Annotated in this window: 20 protein-coding genes; 9 read left to right on the top strand and 11 right to left on the bottom strand. The window is 64.2% G+C overall.

Going from position 1 to position 17,676, the window contains the following annotated elements; translation table 11 throughout:
• Window positions 1–183: 183 nt before the first annotated feature.
• The 3 genes from otsA (at window position 184) to QCE58_RS05315 (ending at window position 3,121) form a co-directional block, all read left to right on the top strand.
• A complete protein-coding gene (otsA, locus tag QCE58_RS05305) occupies window positions 184–1,638 on the top strand; it encodes an alpha,alpha-trehalose-phosphate synthase (UDP-forming) (protein WP_008350786.1) in 1,455 nt (484 codons plus the stop codon).
• 107 nt (window positions 1,639–1,745) lie between these two features.
• Window positions 1,746–2,093, top strand: coding sequence for a hypothetical protein (locus QCE58_RS05310; protein ID WP_008350784.1), 348 nt, complete (start codon window positions 1,746–1,748; stop codon window positions 2,091–2,093).
• Between the two features lie 116 nt (window positions 2,094–2,209).
• Window positions 2,210–3,121 (top strand): YihY/virulence factor BrkB family protein, encoded by a 912-nt coding sequence (locus tag QCE58_RS05315; RefSeq protein WP_034471304.1) that lies wholly within the window; start codon window positions 2,210–2,212, stop codon window positions 3,119–3,121.
• A gap of 72 nt (window positions 3,122–3,193) precedes the next feature.
• Here the strand turns inward: QCE58_RS05315 and QCE58_RS05320 are convergent, their stop codons facing one another.
• Window positions 3,194–4,681, bottom strand: coding sequence for an RNA polymerase factor sigma-54 (locus QCE58_RS05320; protein WP_008350781.1), 1,488 nt, complete (start codon window positions 4,679–4,681; stop codon window positions 3,194–3,196).
• 450 nt (window positions 4,682–5,131) lie between these two features.
• Here QCE58_RS05320 and QCE58_RS05325 point away from each other — a divergent pair, with 450 nt between their 5' ends.
• Together QCE58_RS05325 and QCE58_RS05330 are read left to right on the top strand one after the other, a co-directional pair.
• Window positions 5,132–5,473, top strand: a complete 342-nt coding sequence (locus tag QCE58_RS05325; RefSeq protein WP_008350779.1) for a BON domain-containing protein — start codon at window positions 5,132–5,134, stop codon at window positions 5,471–5,473.
• Window positions 5,474–5,795: 322 nt separating this feature from the next.
• Window positions 5,796–6,017 carry a hypothetical protein gene (locus tag QCE58_RS05330; RefSeq protein WP_008350777.1) on the top strand — a complete coding sequence of 74 codons (222 nt, stop codon included), beginning with the start codon at window positions 5,796–5,798 and terminating at the stop codon, window positions 6,015–6,017.
• A gap of 102 nt (window positions 6,018–6,119) precedes the next feature.
• Here the strand turns inward: QCE58_RS05330 and QCE58_RS05335 are convergent, their stop codons facing one another.
• Window positions 6,120–6,572, bottom strand: a complete 453-nt coding sequence (locus tag QCE58_RS05335; protein WP_008350776.1) for a PA2169 family four-helix-bundle protein — start codon at window positions 6,570–6,572, stop codon at window positions 6,120–6,122.
• Between the two features lie 183 nt (window positions 6,573–6,755).
• Between QCE58_RS05335 and QCE58_RS05340 the strand changes: the two genes are divergently transcribed.
• Window positions 6,756–7,007: a hypothetical protein gene (locus tag QCE58_RS05340; RefSeq protein WP_250434238.1), complete on the top strand. Its 252-nt coding sequence runs from the start codon at window positions 6,756–6,758 to the stop codon at window positions 7,005–7,007.
• Between the two features lie 58 nt (window positions 7,008–7,065).
• Here the strand turns inward: QCE58_RS05340 and QCE58_RS05345 are convergent, their stop codons facing one another.
• The 6 genes from QCE58_RS05345 to QCE58_RS05370 all read right to left on the bottom strand — a co-directional run bounded on the left by QCE58_RS05345 (window position 7,066) and on the right by QCE58_RS05370 (window position 11,249).
• Entirely contained in the window at window positions 7,066–7,641 is a 576-nt protein-coding gene (locus QCE58_RS05345; protein WP_034471300.1) for a glycine zipper domain-containing protein, read from the bottom strand.
• Window positions 7,642–7,697: 56 nt separating this feature from the next.
• Entirely contained in the window at window positions 7,698–8,057 is a 360-nt protein-coding gene (locus tag QCE58_RS05350; RefSeq protein ID WP_008350770.1) for a DUF1488 domain-containing protein, read from the bottom strand.
• On the bottom strand, window positions 8,054–8,584 hold the full coding sequence (locus QCE58_RS05355) for a DUF4142 domain-containing protein (RefSeq protein WP_250521001.1): 531 nt from the start codon (window positions 8,582–8,584) through the stop codon (window positions 8,054–8,056). Before QCE58_RS05355 ends, QCE58_RS05350 begins: the two co-directional genes overlap by 4 nt.
• Before the next feature lie 25 nt (window positions 8,585–8,609).
• Window positions 8,610–9,158 carry a type 1 glutamine amidotransferase domain-containing protein gene (locus QCE58_RS05360; RefSeq protein WP_244807824.1) on the bottom strand — a complete coding sequence of 183 codons (549 nt, stop codon included), beginning with the start codon at window positions 9,156–9,158 and terminating at the stop codon, window positions 8,610–8,612.
• A gap of 116 nt (window positions 9,159–9,274) precedes the next feature.
• The gene (locus QCE58_RS05365; protein WP_034471296.1) at window positions 9,275–10,642 is read right to left on the bottom strand and encodes an MFS transporter; all 1,368 of its coding nucleotides are present in this window, start codon (window positions 10,640–10,642) and stop codon (window positions 9,275–9,277) included.
• A 103-nt stretch (window positions 10,643–10,745) separates the two neighbouring features.
• Window positions 10,746–11,249: a YbhB/YbcL family Raf kinase inhibitor-like protein gene (locus QCE58_RS05370; RefSeq protein ID WP_008350762.1), complete on the bottom strand. Its 504-nt coding sequence runs from the start codon at window positions 11,247–11,249 to the stop codon at window positions 10,746–10,748.
• A gap of 282 nt (window positions 11,250–11,531) precedes the next feature.
• Here QCE58_RS05370 and QCE58_RS05375 point away from each other — a divergent pair, with 282 nt between their 5' ends.
• Entirely contained in the window at window positions 11,532–13,010 is a 1,479-nt protein-coding gene (locus QCE58_RS05375) for a diguanylate cyclase domain-containing protein (protein WP_008350760.1), read from the top strand.
• Here QCE58_RS05375 and QCE58_RS05380 read toward each other — a convergent pair whose 3' ends face one another.
• Window positions 13,011–13,409: a hypothetical protein gene (locus QCE58_RS05380; protein ID WP_239295192.1), complete on the bottom strand. Its 399-nt coding sequence runs from the start codon at window positions 13,407–13,409 to the stop codon at window positions 13,011–13,013. It abuts the gene before it with no gap.
• A gap of 131 nt (window positions 13,410–13,540) precedes the next feature.
• On the opposite strand from QCE58_RS05380, the gene QCE58_RS05385 reads away from it, so the two are divergent.
• On the top strand, window positions 13,541–14,221 hold the full coding sequence (locus QCE58_RS05385; RefSeq protein ID WP_008350756.1) for a TetR family transcriptional regulator: 681 nt from the start codon (window positions 13,541–13,543) through the stop codon (window positions 14,219–14,221).
• A gap of 69 nt (window positions 14,222–14,290) precedes the next feature.
• Here the strand turns inward: QCE58_RS05385 and QCE58_RS05390 are convergent, their stop codons facing one another.
• A complete protein-coding gene (locus QCE58_RS05390) occupies window positions 14,291–15,148 on the bottom strand; it encodes a shikimate dehydrogenase (protein WP_034471290.1) in 858 nt (285 codons plus the stop codon).
• 249 nt (window positions 15,149–15,397) lie between these two features.
• Here QCE58_RS05390 and QCE58_RS05395 point away from each other — a divergent pair, with 249 nt between their 5' ends.
• On the top strand, window positions 15,398–17,296 hold the full coding sequence (locus QCE58_RS05395; protein WP_033536690.1) for a bifunctional sugar phosphate isomerase/epimerase/4-hydroxyphenylpyruvate dioxygenase family protein: 1,899 nt from the start codon (window positions 15,398–15,400) through the stop codon (window positions 17,294–17,296).
• A gap of 6 nt (window positions 17,297–17,302) precedes the next feature.
• Here QCE58_RS05395 and QCE58_RS05400 read toward each other — a convergent pair whose 3' ends face one another.
• On the bottom strand, window positions 17,303–17,575 hold the full coding sequence (locus tag QCE58_RS05400; RefSeq protein ID WP_309779276.1) for a hypothetical protein: 273 nt from the start codon (window positions 17,573–17,575) through the stop codon (window positions 17,303–17,305).
• Window positions 17,576–17,676 lie beyond the last annotated feature (101 nt).

Genomic DNA, 17,676 nt, shown 5'->3' on the forward strand with positions numbered 1-17,676 from the left:
CGGCGGCAGCATCCGGCAAAAGAACAAAAATTTCTACGCGGCGCGCCTTCGCCGCGTGTTTTCGTTCGTCCGTAACATCTCCATACAAACTTTCGTTTACAAAAACCAACAAAAAGGCACAGCTTTTGCATACCCTTGATCGCCAATTCGAGCATGCAACGACAACTGAGAGGTGATGCTGTAATGAGCAGATTGATCGTGGTATCGAATCGCGTCGCACCGATCCAGGAAGGCAAGCCCAGCGCGGGCGGCCTTGCGATCGGCGTTCTGGACGCGCTCAAGGAGACTGGGGGCGTGTGGTTCGGATGGAGCGGCGAGATCGTCGGCGAATCGGGCGCGCCTGTTCTGGAGAACAGCGGAAAAGTGACCTACGCGACCGTCGGCCTGACGCGCCGCGATTACGACCAGTATTACCGAGGTTTCTCGAACGCCACCCTGTGGCCGACATTTCACTATCGCAACGACCTCTCGCGCTTCGATCGAGAGGAGTACGCGGGCTACATGCGCGTGAACGCGAGTCTTGCGGCCAAGCTGAAGACGCTGCTCAAGCCCGACGACATCATTTGGGTGCACGACTATCACATGCTCCCGTTCGCGCAGGAGCTGCGCAAGCTCGGCGTCGCGAATCCGATCGGCTTCTTCCTACATATTCCGTTTCCGGTGCCGGAGATGATGCGTACGGTTCCGCCGCATGAGGAACTGATCGCGGCGATGTGCCAGTACGACGTCGTCGGCTTTCAGACGGATGCCGACAAGCAGTCGTTCATCGATTACGTGGAACGCACGAGCCGCGGCCACTACAACGACGACGACGGCATGCTTCAGGCCTTCGGCCGCATGCTCAAGGTGGGCGCGTATCCAATCGGCATTTATCCGGACGCCATCGCCAAGGCCGCCGAGCAGTTCTCGAACCGCAAGCCGGTGAAAAGCCTGCGTGACAGCATGCGCGGCCGCAAGCTCATCATGAGCGTCGATCGTCTCGACTACTCGAAGGGTCTCGTCGAGCGCTTTCAGGCGTTCGAGCGCCTGCTGCTGAATGCGCCCGGCTGGCATGGGCGCGTGTCGCTCGTGCAGATCGCGCCGCCGACGCGCTCGGACGTGCAGACCTATCAGCGCATTCGACAGAATCTGGAAGGCGAGGCGGGGCGCATCAACGGACGTTTCGCGCAGCTCGACTGGACGCCGATCCAGTATCTCAACCGCAAATACGAGCGCAATCTGCTGATGGCGCTGTTCCGGCTCTCGCAAGTCGGCTACGTGACGCCGCTGCGCGACGGCATGAATCTCGTCGCGAAGGAATATGTCGCGTCGCAGGATCCGGCCGATCCGGGGGCGCTCGTCCTGTCGCAGTTCGCGGGCGCGGCGGACCAGTTGCCGGGCGCGCTCGTCGTCAATCCGTTCGATCTGTCGCAGATGTCCGAAGCGCTGGAGCGCGCATTGTCGATGCCGCTCGCCGAACGCCAGGCGCGTCACGCCGACATGATGGCGCCGCTGCGCGAGAATAATCTTTCGGTCTGGCGCGATTCGTTCCTGTCGGACTTGCGCAGCGTCGCGACGGCGACTTCCGTCACGGAGAAAACCGTCAAGACCGTGAAGCAGGGCGCGTCCGAAGCCAAGCGGCCGGCCGCCAAGGCCTGAACGCTCCGATTCGCCGATAGAGAGAACCCGCGCTTCGAAAGAAGCGCGGGTTTTTTACGCGCGGAACGGGACTTGCGGATTCATCGTGGACACGAACGAAGGAGGTCATGATGAGCGGAAGCACATTGAACCCGCCCGAAGACGACGGCGCGGAATACGGCAAGGGACACGGCACCGGCGCGCTCGGCCCGAGCGACTCGTCGGATAGCGGCTCCGACGTGCAGGGCGAAAAGCGCTATCCCGGCGACATCGAGGACGAGCTCGACGCCCACGCGCTCGGGCAGTCCGAGGCGGAGCTGAACAGCGATACGGACCGCTTCGGCACGGGCGAGGCGGCATCGGCGGATGGCGACAACAATCTGGAAGCCGATGCCGACATCCTGCCCGACGAAATCGAGGACGAAACGCGCGATCTCCCCGACGAGGACGCCGACCCCGCAGCCGACCGATCCTGACACGCATCGGCTGAGGCACACTGCAAGCGGCGCGCTCCGGACGGAGCGCGCCGCTTTTTACACGCGCTTCGCATCGCGGGGCTAACATCGTCGGATTGCTCCCAGTCACGCTCACGATGGATCAGGACGTCTCCGCCACACAATCCGCGCCCGTCGCATCGGGCCGCACGTCGCGCTTCGGCTGGCTTTCGTGGATCGTCGATCCCGTCATGCAATGGTCGCAGGACCACTGCCTGATGTTCTCGGCGGCGATCGCGTTCTTCGCCGCGTTCTCGCTTGCGCCGACACTCGTCATCGTGATCGCGGTGGCGAGCGTCTTCTTCGGCGCCGATGCCGTGCAAGGCAGGCTCTTCGACGAAATCAGCGGCGTCGTCGGCGTCGATGCGGCGCACGCGCTGGAAGCGATCGTCGCGAACGCGTGGCACGCGGACATCGCGCGCAGCACGGCGATCCTGTCGCTCGCGGGCGTGCTGATCGGCGCATCGGCGACATTCTCGTCGCTGCACAGCGCGCTCAACGTCATCTGGCCGACGCCCGCCGTGAGCACGCGCGAAAGCATCGTCACGCTGCTGCGCGTGCGGCTGATGTCGTTCGGGCTCGTGGTCGGTTCGGGTTTGCTGGTCGCGGTGCTGCTCGTGCTCGACGCGCTCGTCGAGTTGCTCGGACATTGGGTGCTGGGCGATGGCAGTCCGTTCGTCGTGCTCTCGGGGCTGACGCGACGCGCGATATCGCTCGGCGTGCTGATGATCGCCTTCACCGTGCTGCTCAAATTCCTGCCGACGACGCGCATGCTCTGGCGCGATGCCGCGCTCGGCGCCGCCGCCGCCGCGATGCTTTTCGAAGCCGGCAAGCGCCTCTTCGCGTTCTATCTCGCGCACGCGGGCACGGCGAACATGTTCGGCGCGGCCGGTTCGCTCGCGATCATCCTCATGTGGCTGTACTACTCGGCGGCGGTGTTTCTGCTAGGCGCGGAGCTAGCGGCGACGGCGGCGAGGAAGCGCACGCATCGCGCATCGGGCTGGCGTTGAGCATCAATGAAAGAGGCCGTCCGCGAAGGGACGGCCTCTTCAGCAGTTACCCGCTGTGATGCGTGAAACGCCTTACGCCTGACGACGCAATTCCGCAGGCGGCACCTTCATCAGATGGCGATACTTCGCTACCGTCCGGCGCGCGACGATCACGCCCTGATCGGCGAGCATCTTCGCGAGACTCACGTCGGAGAGCGGATCGCGCGTGTTCTCCTTCGAAATCATTTCCTTGAGCAGCGCGCGCACGGCCGCGGCCGAACACGTGCCGCCGCTTTCCGTCGACAGCTCGCGCGGGAAGAAGTGCTTGAACTCGAAGATGCCGCGTGGCGTCGCCATGTACTTGTTGCCCGTCGCGCGCGAGATGGTCGATTCGTGCAGGCCGAGTTCATCGGCGACATCGCGCAGCACGAGCGGCTTCAGCGCAATTTCGCCGTAATCGAAGAACGCCTTCTGATGCGACACGATGCATTCGGCCACGCGCTGAATCGTCGTGAAGCGCTGCTGCGCGTTGCGAATCAGCCAGCGCGCTTCCTGCAACTGCTGCGCGAGCGGCGAACGGCTCGCGCCGGCCGACTGCGCGAACAGTTCGGCGTACATCCGATGGATGCGCGCACGCGGCAACACCGCCGGATTGATCGTCACGACCCACTGCTTTTTCACCTGACGCACGATGACGTCGGGCACGACGTAGTTGTCCTCGCTCGACCCGTAGTTCTCGCCCGGTTTCGGATCGAGGCGGCGTACGAGCGCGCACGCGATGCGCAGTTCATCCGCGCTGCAGCCGATCTTCTTCTGCAGTTCCGCCTGCTCGCGGCGCGCGAGGCGCTCCAGATGATGCGCGACGATTTCCATCGCAACGGCGCGGCCCGGCGTGTCCTCGTCGAGCGCCTGGAGTTGGAGCGTCAGGCATTCCGAGAGATTGCGCGCGCCGACGCCCGGCTTGTCGAGCGACTGCACGAGCTTCAGCGCGATGTTGAGTTCGTCCTCGTGAAGCGCGGGTTCGATCTCCACGACATTCGCGAGGTCGCTCAAGTCCTGCCGCAGATAGCCGTCGTCATCGAGCGCTTCGATGATGAGCTGCGCGATGGCGCGATCGCGTTCGTTCAATTGATAAAGGCGCAGCGCGTCGTGGAGCGTTTCGTGCAACGAAGGTTCGATGCGAACCCAGTCGGCGGGATCGGAGCCTTCGCCGTCACCGTTGTTGCGCGACGCGCCGCGGCCGAACGGATCGGACGAGAATTCGCTGACGGAATCGTCGCGCGAGCCGGAATCCACGTTCGATTCGGCTTCCATGCTCGCTTCGGGCGCGAGCGGCGTCTCGGTGGCGTTGTCGGATGTGGTCGACAGGGTCGAGTCGGACATCGAGCTGCCGTTGTCGGCGCCGAGCGCGTTGTCCTCGGTCTGGGACTCGTCGTATTCGAGAAAGGGGTTGGTATCCAGTGCGTTTCGCAGTTCCTGCTGGAACTCGAGCGACGAGAGTTGCAGAAGGCGAACCGACTGTTGAAGGCGCGGCGTGAGTGCGAGCGTTTGCTTCGCGCGTAGTTCGAGTGTAGGCGGCATTGCTTGCTAATCCTCGATTGTTCCAGACGTGATGGGCAGGTTTGCGACTAATAAAGCAACAGCCATGCCATCGAACGTTAAGGTCGTGCAGGGACTACGTTTTTCGTCACCGGCACCCTTCTTTTGAAGCCTTTCCGAGGCCGCTTTCACGCAGTTTTTACACGCGCTCAGACAAAACCGCTGCGGGTTTCAGGCGCGTCGCGTTGCGTGCGGGCAAGCCTTCCGATGAACGTCGAAGATTTGTTCGCCTACGCACTCAGGCCTTGCCGCGCGGGGCGTTCAGGACGCTTCGGCTTCGGTCGGCTCGCGCGGCCGCCGGATCTGGCACGCAAGTTGCGGATCGAAGTTCACGATCCGCGTGCTACGGCGCGGACGTCATCGAAGAGCCGCGTCTAGCACGGAATGCGTGAACGCGGCGTCAGACCAAAATCGAAAAAAGGGAGTATCGACATGAAGACGACTCAAATCCTGAAGGCAGCCGGCGGTATCGCGTGCGTGGTGTTCGCGCTCAACGTCGGCGCACAGACCAACGCAGCGTCGTCGACGAGCGGTTCCGGCACGTCGATGGGCCAGAAGGTCGACGACAGCGCGATCACCACCAAAGTGAAGGCCGAACTGCTCGGCGCGAAGAACGTCAAGTCCACGCATATCCACGTCAAGACTCACGCGGGCGTCGTGTCGCTGACGGGCACGGTGCCGTCGGCGGAAGACAAGACCGCCGCCGAAGAAGTCGTCTCGAACGTCTCGGGTGTTGCTTCCGTGAAGAACCATCTTAAAATTGCCGCCAAGTAATGGCATAGTTCGTATGCCCGGCTTCGCCTCGGCGGGCCGCGGTTGAGTGCCAGCAGTACCGGAACCCGCGCGGGTTCGACGATTCGCCGCAAAAGGCGATGACTCGGACGAAGCGCGGGTTCTCGCTTGGAGGCATCGGTTCACGTTTTCGTCGTCCGGTGCTTCAGTCGCAAGTTCTCGCAAGACGCTTCACCAGTGCGCAGCACCTCGCAGCACTTCGAAACTCAAAAACGAGACGGCCGTTCAGGTCGACACTCAAACAGGCGGCTCACGAATGCGCAGTAGCCCGGCGTTCAGAGGCCCCGGCAAAAAGGAGCTCTTCATGAAGACGAAAAAGATGGCATTGATCGGCGCGCTCGCGCTGGCATTCTCGACGACGGCATTCGCCCAGGCAGCCTCCGATGCGGCAGCCTCGGCGCCGGTGGCGAAGAAGCAGAAGGGCACCAATCTGCATCAGCAGAACAAGGCGCACAAGCTGCACGGCGCATCCGCAGCGGCGGCGGCTTCGGCGCTCGGCACCAATGACAAGGGTCAGCCGCAGTAACCCGCGTCGTACTGTCGCTTGACGAACAAACGGCCGCTTCGTGCGGCCGTTTGCTTTCGAAGCGGCCCGGAAAGCCGGGCCGCGTGCTTCACCGCGTCAGCATCAGGACTTCGCGGCTGCGTATTGATCGCGCAGATCGCGGATGCGGTCGTGATTCTCCAGCACGCCCTGATACTGGCGCTCCACCACGGCGCGGACATCGGCGGGCAGGTCCTTGTCGAGCGCCTCGCGATAATTCTTCTTCGCTGCATCCTCGCCGCGCTCGCATTCGGCGAGGATCGCGTGATCGCTATGGCCGGTTACGGCCGACTTCACGTCGACCCAGCCGCGATGCAGCGCGCCCGACACCGATCCGCCGGTTTCGGGCTTGCCGCCCAGGCGTGCAACGATGTCCTGCAATTCGCGCGCGCCCTCTGCGCACTTTTGCGCGCGATTCTGAAACAGCAGCTTGAGGCTTGGATCACGCGTATCCTCGGCGGCCTTCAGAAAACCCTTTTCGCCGTCCTTCGAGGTTTCGACCAGATCGTTGAGTACCGATACGACATTCGTGCTCATATAAGACCTCCTTTTCGTTAGGACATTGCCACTGCGCAACCCCTGCGGGATGCGGCTCGCGGATTCATGACGCACGCGGCGTGCCCGATCGCGGGCCGCGCGGCATACGCCTTGCTGCCGTCACCGCACTACAGCGCGCGACCGGTTCGGGACGTGCGCACGACAAGGCAACAGGAGAACGCAGTGAAATTTTTCAACCGGCTCGCGCATCGCGAGTTTCTGGTGCTGGCGGCTGTCGCCGCATCGGCGCTGACCTTGCATATCCGACAAGAAAGCATCGACGCGCACGCGCGCTCGACACACGTTTCGCGCGCGGAATACGGACGCATCTGCGAGCCGCCCGTCGCACATGCGCAGAAGGGGCGCGTGCTGCCGGCCGACTGCGCCATTCGCGCCAACGTGCAGCCGAATCGGCCGAACGCGCCCTGGGTCTAGGACAGACGAAAACGCCCGCACGAAGCGGGCGTTTCATCGATACGGCGCGAAACTACGATCACACGCGCGATTGCGCGAACTCGCCAGCCGGTTGAGGCGGCTTCAGCGGATCGAAGTCGCTCCAGCGGCCTTGTTGCCAGCGGCCCGACGCGCGTTCGATGTCCATTCCGCCTGCTTCACGCAGCACCGCCGCGGCCTGATCGTGCGTTTCCGGCGATACGTGCACGGCCACCAGCACGCCCGCATGACGCGCGGGCTCTTCCGCTTGCGCCGCGCCGTGCGGCTTCTTCTTCGTATGCGACATCGCGCCGACGAGCGATCCGACGTACGCGCCGACGCCCGCCGCGATCACCGAAACCAGCAGCGGCGCCTTGAAGACGGCGAAGATCGCGGCGCCGATGACCGCGCCGACCACCGCGCCGATCGTCACGCCCTTGCCGGCGCCCTTGGGCGCGCCGCTCGCACCCGCATCGGTGCCGACATCGCCGCCGATCGGATGGCGTGCGTGCTGGCCGCTCGGATTGACGAAGAAAAGCGTCACGTCTTCTTCCAGGAAGCCGCGCGCAAAGAGCTTCTGCGCTGCCGTTTCGGCCGCGCGAAAAGTCTGAAATCGGCCCGCAATGATCAGGGACATGTTCCCTCCTTGTTGGCTTGGGTTTTGGGAATGCGTCGTTCAGACGGCAAGGCCGCTCACTCCGGCTCCAGGCCGGCGACGCGGAACAATCCGCTCCTCAGCACGGCGGGCTGGCCGCCGTTGTCGTCGAGCACTTCGGCGCACACCGCGCGGATGCGCGACGCGCCTTGTTCGAACGCGGCGAGCAGATCGTCCTCGCGCGGCGATTTCGCGCCGAAGTGATCTTCGAGGGCTTCGGCGGTGATCGAGCAGACGACCGGCTCGCCGTCGATGAGCGCGGCGAAGTGAATCGCGAGATCGTCGCCGTCGTAGACAGGCGGTTCGTCGGCAAACGTGATGTGCATGGTCGAGTCCTCATAAGCGGGACGGGAAACGGAACGCAAGGCGGCGCGACCGGCGACGTGCGCGATCCTCATGACGCCGCCTTCGCTTTTGCGAGCTGCTGCGCCATCTCGTAGTGATGGCTGATGATCGGCAAGGCCTTGGTCGCCGCGGCTTTCAGCGCGGTGTCGTTGCCGGTTTCGCTCTCTTTTCTGAACAGTTCGACGGCCTTTTGATGCCCGCCCACGGCCACCTTTTCAATATAGGCCTTGTCGAACTCGGCACCCTGGAGATTTTGCAGGCTGCCGATCACGGCGGTATCGGCGGCGGGCGGCGCGGTGATGCCGTGACGCTTCGCGAGCACGTCGAGATTGCGCGCGAGCTTCGTGTGATCGACGATCATTCGCTGTGCGAACTCCCGCACCTGCCGGTCGCTCGCATGCGTGAGCGCGAGCTTGCTCGCCGTGAGTTCGGTCGCGCCCGCCTGACCCGCGTCCTGCAGGAATTGCTGATCGATGGGCGAGAGCTTCTCGCTTGGCGTCTGTGCCTGCGCGAGCGGCGCGAAAGCAGCGGCGAGCGACAGCACGATCACGCGCGTCACGGATGGAAAGTATTTCGGCATCGGCGAGCCTCCGATAAACATGCGCTCAGGCGCGCGCCTTGCCGAGCGCGTCGATCAGCGCCTTGTTGAACGCCGGAATATCGTCGGGCTTGCGGCTCGTGATGAGATTGCCGTCGATCTGCACTTCCTGATCGACCCACGTTCCGCCCGCGTTGCGCACGTCGTCCTGCAGGCTCGGCCAGCTCGTCATCGTGCGGCCCGCGACGATGCCAGCCGAGATCGGCAGCCAGCCGCCGTGGCAGATCACTGCGATCGGCTTCTTCGCGCGGTCGGCGTCCTTGACGAAGGCTTGCGCTTTCGCGTCGAGACGGATCGCGTCGCCGTTGACGACGCCGCCCGGCAGGACGATAGCGTCGTAGTCGGCGGGATTGGCGGCGTCGAAGGTCACGTCGACATCGACCTTGTCGCCCTTGTCGACATGCTTGAAGCCCTGAATCTGACCGGCTTTCTGCGATATGACGTCCACCTGCGCGCCCGCTTCCTTGAGCGCGCGTTGCGGTTCCACGAGTTCGGCCTGCTCGAAGCCGTCGACGGCGAGAATCGCGACCTTGCAACCGTTGAGGGAATTGGCCATGAACACACTCCTTATTGCTGATTTCGACTCTTCCGCGCGTGCGGAATCCATGGTCGAAGTTCAGCAAAGGCTGTGCCCAGCGGAACGGCCGGGCGGCCTTGAGCGGGAAGGGCGGATCAGGCGGGCTCGACGCTGCGTTTGCCCGTCAGACGCAGCACGCTGACGACCGCTGCGGCAGCCGCGAACACGGCTGCGACGCCGAGCGCGATCACCGGGCCTTGCTTGGGCGCGACGCCGAAGATCAGCGCGACGAGCGCGGCACCGAGCGTCTGACCGGTGAGGCGCGCGGTGCCGAGCATGCCGCTCGCGCCGCCGCTGCGATGACGCGGCGCGGAGGCGAGCATCTGACGATTGTTCGGCGACTGGAACAGCCCGAAGCCGAGCCCGCACACGGCCATGCGCCATGCGACGTCGAGGGCCGTCGGATGCGCGCCGACGCTCGCGAGCAGCACGAGTCCGACGGTCAGTATCGCGAGACCGATGCCGCCGAGCAGGCCGGCCGAATACCGGTCCGCGAGCACGCCCGCGAGCGGCGCGACGAACACGATCACGAGCGGCCACGGCGTCATCAGAAACCCGGTCTCGACCTGGCCCATGCCGAAATTGTTCTGCAAAAGGAACGGCAGCGAAACGAACGCGAGCATCTGCGCGCAGAACGAACACACCGACGCGCCGACCGACAGCGCGAACACCGGAATGCGCAGCAGATCGACGGGCAGAAGCGGCGCGCTTTGCGTCAGTTGCCGCTTGACGAAGAAATAGCCGATGACCGCCGTCGCGATGAATTCGGCGACGAGATACGGCCGATGCTCGCCGTGCCCGATGCCGTCGACGGCAACGATCGCGAGGCCGAAAAAGAGCGCGTTCATGATCGCGCTGATGTAGTCGTACGGCTGCCGATGCCCCGGCGTGCGCGGCATCGCGTTCCAGCCGATGGCGAACGCCGCGACGCCGATCGGCACGTTGATCGCGAAGAGCCACGGCCACGTCGCGACCGAAAGCACGCCGGACGCGACGGTCGGCCCGATCACCGACGAGATCGCCACGACCGTCGCGTTGATCGACACGCCGCGACCGAGCTGATCCTGCGGATAGATGATGCGCACGAGCGCCGTGTTCACGCTCATGATGCCTGCCGCGCCGAAGCCCTGGACGACGCGCGCGATGGTGAGCGCAGCGAGCGACCCCGACAGCGCGCACGCGAGCGACGACAGCGTGAAGAGCGCGAGCCCCGTCATGTACACGCGCCGGTAGCCGATGCGGTCGCCGAGCGAGGCGAGCGGCAGCAGCGATATGGTGATCGTGAGCTGATACGCATTGACGATCCAGACGGAGTCGGCGGGAGACGCGTTCAGATTGCGCGCGATGGTCGGCAGCGCGACGTTGGCGATGGCGCCGTCGAGCACCGCGAGCGTGATGCCGAGCGCGACGACGGCAATGGCCCAGTATCGCTGGGGCAGCGGCAGACCTTTATCGGAGTCCATCGATGGGCGGGAAGTGGCGGGCGGCGCATCGTGTGTCGCGCCGTTTTTTCGAATGGCCAGGACGAAGACGCCGCCACGCGGGGCCGCGTCTTCGCCCGCGTGCTTACTTCAGTTCGTAGAGGCCGGTGTAAGTTGCCGAATCGATCTCGTTGAGATGCGTCATGAAGCGCGCGACGGCATTGGTCACGTTGCCATCGAGCGGCAGGCTTTCCGCCGAGAGCGCGTGGATGCGAAAGATGTAGCGATGCGGCTTGTCGCCACGCGGCGGCGCCGCGCCGCCGAAGCCGACCGTGCCGTAGTCGTTGCGCAACTGCAGCGCGCCTGGCGGCAGCAGGCTGCCGTCGGCCTTGCCGGCGTTGCGCGGCAGCGAGCGCACGTCGGGCGGAATGTTGACGACGATCCAGTGCCAGAAGCCGCTGCCGGTCGGCGCGTCGGGATCGTAGACGGTGAGCGCGAGACTGCGCGTTTCGGCGGGCGGATCTTCCCATTGCAGCGCCGGCGATACGTTCTCGCCCGAGCCGCCGAAGGCCTGCTGGTCGAATTCCTGCGCGCGCGTCATGAAGCCGTTCGCCGGAAATTCGTCGGACCAGATGCGGAAATCAGCCATGAGAGTCGAGCCTCCTTCTTATAGCGATGTGGATGGATGCGGCACGGCGCATCGGACTGCGTGGCGCCGCGAGCCTCGCGTGAGCCGGTGCAGCAAACGTGCCCGAGGCGGCAAGGACGAAGCCAGTCGAGTGTAGCATCCGCCCCCGATATCCCGCATGAGCGCGAATGCCGCTGGACGGAATGCGCGAAGACGGCCGGAAGCGGGCGATCGAGCCCTCGAAATATGACGCGCGTTACAATAATGAGATGAATTCAGCCGGCGCGAGCCGAAAGGACGACCATGCCAAACGACCCGCGCCGCGCTGCCGGTCAATTCGTGCCGGCGAGCATGCCGGCGGACGACGCCGACATGTTCGAGCTCGCGCCCGTTTCGCTCTGGCTCGAAGATTTCAGCGCCGTGCGCGAGCAGTTCGAACGCTGGCGCGCGGCGGGCGTCGCCGATCTGCGGTCGTTTCTCGCGGAGAATCCCGGGCGTATCGCGGAGTGCTCGTCGCGCATTCGGGTCGTGAAGGTCAACCGGCGCACGCTGTCGCTCTTTCACGCGAAGGATGTCGATCATCTCGTGCAGAACCTCGATCGCGTGTTCCGCGACGACATGCTCACCACGCACGTCGACGAACTCGAGCAACTCTGGGCGGGTCAATCGCGCTTCGTCAGTCAGACGGTCAACTACACGCTCGACGGCAAGCGTCTCGACGTGCTGCTCAAGGCGGTCGTGCTGCCGGGACACGAGGACACATGGAGCCGCGTGCTCGTCACGATCGAGGACATCACCGAACTCGAAGCGATGCGCCGCAGCGCCGCCGCAAGCGAGCTCTATGCACGCGGGCTCTTCGAGCATTCGCCGGTGTCGCTGTGGGTCGAGGATTTCAGTTCCGTCAAGTCGTTGCTGGACGATGTGCGCGAGCGCGGCATCGTCGACTTTCGCACTTTCACGAACGTGCACCCGGAGTTCGTCGAGCGCTGCATGCAGGAGATTCACGTTCTCGACGTCAATCAGCACACGCTGCGGATGTTCGCCGCGCCCGACAAGGCGACGCTGCTCGCGCGCCTGTCCGATGTGTTCCGCGACGACATGCAACAGTACTTTCAGGAACAGCTCATCGATTTGTGGGACGGCAAGCTCTTCCAGCAGCGCGAAGTGCTGAACTATTCGCTCGAAGGCCACGAGGTGCACGTGCATCTGCAGTTCTCGGTGTTTCCGGGGCACGAGGCGCGCTGGGATCTCGTGCTCGTCGCGCTGACGGATATCACCGCGCGCAAGAAGGCCGAGGCGTATCTGGAGTTTCTCGGCAAGCACGACGTGCTCACGAAGCTCAAGAATCGCTCGTTCTATATCGATGAGATCAATCGTCTCGAACGCAAAGGCCCGTTCCCGGTGACGGCGATCGCCATCGACGTGAATGGCCTTAAGGCCGTCAACGATCAACTCGGCCACGCCGCCGGCGATGCGCTTCTGCGGCGCGCCGGCGAAGTGCTCGCCAAGGCGGTGGAGAAGCCGTTCCAGGCGGCGCGCATCGGCGGCGACGAGTTCATGGTGCTCTTGCCGGGCACCGACGAACGCGGCGGCGAGACGGTCATCGAGAGCATTCGCCAGTTGCTCGAAGTGAACAATCAGTTCTATTCGGGCAATCCGCTTTCCTTCGCGACGGGCGCGGCCACCGCGCACGAAGGCGAGCGTCTCGAACCGATGCTGCAACGCGCCGATGCCGCGATGTACGCGGAAAAGCGCGCGCATTACGACGGCGCGAGCGAGTGATCACTGCGACTGTGTGACTTCGTCGATGCCGCGGCTGAGCGCCGGACACGCTTCGCCGATCTGCTTCTTGTACTCGGCGGGATTGCTCGTCTTCAGCTTGTCGAAGCGATCGACGGTCGGTTGCGCCTGCGCAAGGCCGAGCTTCCATTCGCCATCGAAATCGGGTGCGTCGGGATAGCTTGTCCGCACGACGTTCTTGAAGCGCGCGACCTTGGCGGCGTCGATATGACAGACATCCGCCGCGCCCCGAGCGATGTTCGCGCTCGTCATCACGCCTTCCGCAGCCGCCAGTTCCTTCGATGACGGATGGCCCGGCGGCATCGCGGTCTGCGCCATCGCACACAGGCACCATGTGGTCAGAACGGCGGGAACGAGTAGGGTCGAGCGCTTCGTCGGCATGTGATTTTTCGCTTTGTTCGTGGGGTCAAAAAATTATAGGTGAAGCCCTCCGTGCGCAACGTCTGTTATGGCGAGGATGCGTCAATATCGCGTGCTAGAATCGATTTTCAACGCCGTTCTCAGACAGAAAAATGAAAAAAGGAAGCAAGGCCGCTAGCGCCGCGCCCTCGTCGACCACGGAGCAGGGGCGGCGCAAGTACGATCCTGAGGAGACCAAGCGGAACATTCTCGACATCGCCACGCAGGAGTTCTCGGCGATGGGACTCGCGGGCGCGCGCGTCGATGCCATCGCGGAGCGCACCAACACCACGAAGCGCATGCTGTATTACTACTTCGGCAGCAAGGAAGGGCTGTACGAAGCGGTATTGGAGCAGGTCTATGGCGATATCCGCGCGCTCGAACAGGAATTGCAGCTCGCGGAAATGGAGCCGGAGGAAGCGCTGCGCGAATTCGTCGGCTTCACGTTCGACTATCACGACAAGCATCGCGATTTCGTGCGGCTCGTGACAATCGAAAACATCCACGGCGCGAAGTACATCGAACAATCGAAGACCTTCAAGGCGCGCAATTCGACGGTCGTGAAGACGATCGAAGATCTCATCGCGCGTGGCGTCGCTGCCGGCAAGTTTCGCGAAGACGTCGATCCGATCGACCTGCATCTGATGATCAGCTCGTTCTGCTTTCATCGCGTGGCGAACCGTCATACCTGGGGCGCGGCGTTCGGGCGCGATCCGTCGGGCGCGCGCTCGCGTGCGCGTCATCGCGAGATGATCGTCGATGCGGTGCTGCGGTTCATGCGGCGCGACGGCTGATTTCCCCGCGCGCAAAGCAAAACGGCGACGCTATCGCGAGGTCGCCGTTTTTTCATTGCTGCCGATGCATCAGCGTTCCAGCAGGCTCTGGAAGTGCGCGAACATGCGCTCGGCATCCGGCTCCAGCCCGGTGAAGATGCGCAACGCATCGACCGCCTGACACACCGCCATCCCGCCGCCGCTCACCGTGCGGCAGCCGAGCGCCTTCGCCACTTTCAGCAGCTCGGTTTCGAGCGGGAAGTACACGATCTCCGCCACCCACAGTTCCTTGTGCAGATACTCGGCCGGCAACGGCAGGCCGGGCAGTTTCGCCATGCCGGTCGGCGTCGCGTGGATGAGGCCGCTCGCGCCGGCGAGCGTGTCGCGCAAGTCGCCGCCGCTTTTCACGACGCGATCCGGAAAGCGCGCCGCGAGCTCGGCGGCGAGCGAAGCCGCGCGGGCGTCGTCGGAATCGAAGAGCGTGAGTTCGCGCGCGCCCATCGTGAGCGCCGCGTGCGCGACGGCCGCGCCCGCGCCGCCCGCGCCCAGTTGCACGACGCGTTCGAGCGGCGCGTCCGGCAGACCGCGCTGAAACGCGCGCGCGAAGCCCGACCAGTCCGTGTTGTAGCCGATGCGCTTGCCGTCCTTCAGCACGACGGTGTTGACCGCGCCGAGCGCGCGCGCGTCGGGATCGAGGTCATCGAGCAACGGGATCACGCTTTGCTTGCACGGATACGTGATGTTCAGGCCGTCGTAACCCATGCGCTCGGCGGCATCGAGCAGATCGGGCAGGGCGGACGGCTCCAGTTCCAGCGCTTGCAGGTCGATGCGCCGGTAGACGTAATTGAGTCCGAGGTTGCTGCCTTCCTTTTCGTGCATGGCGGGGGTGAGCGAGCCGCCGATGCCCGATCCGATCAGGCCGATGAGATACGAAGTCTTGTTGGTCATGCGAGCGCTCCGGCATGGATGAGCACTGCATGCTGCAGTGCGAGATGAATACGTCGCAGTGTGAACGCCCGCGCGAGGCTTGTCGGTTCGTGTTTCCACTGATTTGTACGGTCTAGTTAGTTTGTTATTATCTCGCAGAATGACATGGATTGCGCGCGTTCGCCATGCGGACGTCCTACACTGGAAGGCACCGCTCGATCCATCCCGCATTCACTGAATTGCAACGAGGAGGCAGCGATGCTGCGTTCGATCCGCACTTCCATCGCGACGGTTTCCATCAGCGGCACGCTTCCCGAGAAGCTGCACGCTATCAAGGCCGCCGGGTTTGACGGCGTCGAGATCTTCGAGAACGACCTGCTGTATTTCGACGGCACGCCCGCCGACGTGCGCCGCATGTGTGCGGATCTCGGCCTCGAGATCTATCTGTTTCAGCCGTTCCGCGATTTCGACGGCGTGAGCGCCGAGCGTCTCGCGCGCAACGTCGAGCGCGCGAAGCGCAAGTTCGAGCTGATGCACGAGCTCGGCACAGACCGCATTCTCGTCTGCAGCAACGTGTCGCCGGATACGATTCGCGACGACGCGCTCATCGTCGACCAGCTCGGCGTGCTCGCCAAAATCGCGGAAGAAGCGGGGGTGATCGTCGCGTACGAAGCGCTCGCGTGGGGCCGCTACGTCAACTCGTACAAGCACGCGTGGAAACTCGTCGATGCCGTGAATCATCCGAGTCTCGGCCTCGCGCTCGATACGTTCCACACGCTGTCGATCCGCGATTCCGTCGACGAGATCGCGTCGATTCCGGGCGAGCGCATCGCGTTCGTGCAAATCGCCGATGCGCCCATTCTCGCGATGGACGTGCTCGAATGGAGCCGTCACTATCGGTGCTTTCCGGGGCAAGGCGCGTTCGATGTCGCACGCTTCACCGCGCGCGTGCTGGAAGCGGGCTACAAGGGGCCGCTGTCGCTCGAAATCTTCAACGACGGCTTTCGCGCCGCGCCGACCGCGATCACGGCGGCGGACGGCTATCGCTCGCTGCGCTTTCTGGAAGAGCAGACGCGCGAGCTGCTGGTTTCCGAAGGCAAGGCCGTGCCGCCGGAGCTGTTCAATCCGCCCGCGCCGCCCGAGCACATCGGCTTTCAGTTCCTCGAATTCGCCGTCGACGATTCGACGCGCGAGCATCTGTCGCAATGGCTCGGACGGCTCGGCTTCAGGCTCGCGGGCAAGCATCGCTCGAAGGATGTCGCGCTGTATCGGCATGGCGCGGGTTCGATCGTGCTGAACGCCGAGGCCGATTCCTTCGCGAGCGCGTTCTTCCAGAAGCACGGCTTGTCGCTGTGCGCGTCGGCGTTTCACGTCGATGACGCGAAGCAGGCGTTCGAGCGCGCCGCCGCGTATGGCTCGCAGCCGTTCTCGGGGCGCGTCGGTCCGAACGAGCGCGTGGTGCCGGGCGTGCAGTCGCCGGACGGCAGCCTCGACTATTTCGTCGACGAAGCGAAAGGCGGCCCGACGTTGTGGGAATCGGATTTCATCCTGACGGACATCGACGGGCCGTACGAAGTCGGCCCGCTGTCGCGCATCGATCACGTGTGCCTGTCGCTTCCCGCCGATGCGCTCGATACCTGGGTGCTTTTCTTTCGCAGCGCGTTCGGTTTCGAGACCGAGCCCGCCGTGCTCGTGCCCGATCCGTACGGGCTCGTGCGCAGCCGCGCGGTGCGAAGCCGCGATGGTTCGGTGCGAATCGCGCTGAATGCGTCGATGGATCGCTATACGGCGGTGTCGGAGTCGCTGTCGACGTATCGGGGCTCGGGTCTGAATCACGTCGCGTTCAGCACGCCCGATATCTTCGACGCGATTCCGCGCCTCGAAGCCGATGGCGTCAAATTCCTGCGAATCCCGCGCAACTACTACGACGACCTTGTCGCGCGTTTCGGCCTGCCCGACGAGCAGATCGATCAGATGCGCGAGCACAATATCCTCTACGACCGCGACGAGCGCGGCGGCGAGTTCTTCCATGCGTACACGGAGCAGCTCGATCAGCGCTTCTTCCTCGAAGTGATCGAGCGGCGCGGCGGCTACGACGGCTACGGCGCGGCCAACGCGGCGGTGCGGCTCGCCGCGCACGCGCAACAGCGCGCGCGTCAGTCGGCCTGAAGACGCTCAGGCGCTTGCGGTTTTTCCGCTGCCCGCGGCGAGTTCACGCTCGCGCCTGAGTTCTTCTTCGCGGGCGCGGCCGGCGGCCTCGAACGCGTCGATGTGCAGAAACAGCCGATGCACGGTCTGGATCTGCGTATGAGAGAGATGTGACCGACGCGTGATCGATGCGAGCCGCTCGCGCCAGTACGAAGGCGGCAGCAGCGGGCCGCCGAGATCGCACGACAATGAACGACGCAGCACCAGTTCGAGGTGCGTCAGGTCTTGGTCTGCCAGCAACGCTGATCTGCTCTAGAAATCCTGGACACAAATGAGTGTTAGTGTTTCGGAGGCAATTTTCCCAATAGGAACGGGAGGTTGGCGATGAAGCGCAAGCAATA

Origin of the sequence: Caballeronia sp. LZ028 (assembly GCF_031451415.1) — a bacterium.
Lineage (GTDB): Bacteria > Pseudomonadota > Gammaproteobacteria > Burkholderiales > Burkholderiaceae > Caballeronia > Caballeronia zhejiangensis.

Bases quoted from the DNA above. Each gene is read 5' to 3' on its own strand.
- otsA (WP_008350786.1), top strand. From the start codon at position 184: ATGAGCAGATTGATCGTGGTATCGAATCGCGTCGCACCGATCCAGGAA.
- QCE58_RS05310 (WP_008350784.1), top strand. From the start codon at position 1,746: ATGATGAGCGGAAGCACATTGAACCCGCCCGAAGACGACGGCGCGGAA.
- QCE58_RS05315 (WP_034471304.1), top strand. From the start codon at position 2,210: ATGGATCAGGACGTCTCCGCCACACAATCCGCGCCCGTCGCATCGGGC.
- QCE58_RS05320 (WP_008350781.1), bottom strand. From the start codon at position 4,681: ATGCCGCCTACACTCGAACTACGCGCGAAGCAAACGCTCGCACTCACG.
- QCE58_RS05325 (WP_008350779.1), top strand. From the start codon at position 5,132: ATGAAGACGACTCAAATCCTGAAGGCAGCCGGCGGTATCGCGTGCGTG.
- QCE58_RS05330 (WP_008350777.1), top strand. From the start codon at position 5,796: ATGAAGACGAAAAAGATGGCATTGATCGGCGCGCTCGCGCTGGCATTC.
- QCE58_RS05335 (WP_008350776.1), bottom strand. From the start codon at position 6,572: ATGAGCACGAATGTCGTATCGGTACTCAACGATCTGGTCGAAACCTCG.
- QCE58_RS05345 (WP_034471300.1), bottom strand. From the start codon at position 7,641: ATGTCCCTGATCATTGCGGGCCGATTTCAGACTTTTCGCGCGGCCGAA.
- QCE58_RS05350 (WP_008350770.1), bottom strand. From the start codon at position 8,057: ATGAGGATCGCGCACGTCGCCGGTCGCGCCGCCTTGCGTTCCGTTTCC.
- QCE58_RS05355 (WP_250521001.1), bottom strand. From the start codon at position 8,584: ATGCCGAAATACTTTCCATCCGTGACGCGCGTGATCGTGCTGTCGCTC.
- QCE58_RS05360 (WP_244807824.1), bottom strand. From the start codon at position 9,158: ATGGCCAATTCCCTCAACGGTTGCAAGGTCGCGATTCTCGCCGTCGAC.
- QCE58_RS05365 (WP_034471296.1), bottom strand. From the start codon at position 10,642: ATGGACTCCGATAAAGGTCTGCCGCTGCCCCAGCGATACTGGGCCATT.
- QCE58_RS05370 (WP_008350762.1), bottom strand. From the start codon at position 11,249: ATGGCTGATTTCCGCATCTGGTCCGACGAATTTCCGGCGAACGGCTTC.
- QCE58_RS05375 (WP_008350760.1), top strand. From the start codon at position 11,532: ATGCCAAACGACCCGCGCCGCGCTGCCGGTCAATTCGTGCCGGCGAGC.
- QCE58_RS05380 (WP_239295192.1), bottom strand. From the start codon at position 13,409: ATGCCGACGAAGCGCTCGACCCTACTCGTTCCCGCCGTTCTGACCACA.
- QCE58_RS05385 (WP_008350756.1), top strand. From the start codon at position 13,541: ATGAAAAAAGGAAGCAAGGCCGCTAGCGCCGCGCCCTCGTCGACCACG.
- QCE58_RS05390 (WP_034471290.1), bottom strand. From the start codon at position 15,148: ATGACCAACAAGACTTCGTATCTCATCGGCCTGATCGGATCGGGCATC.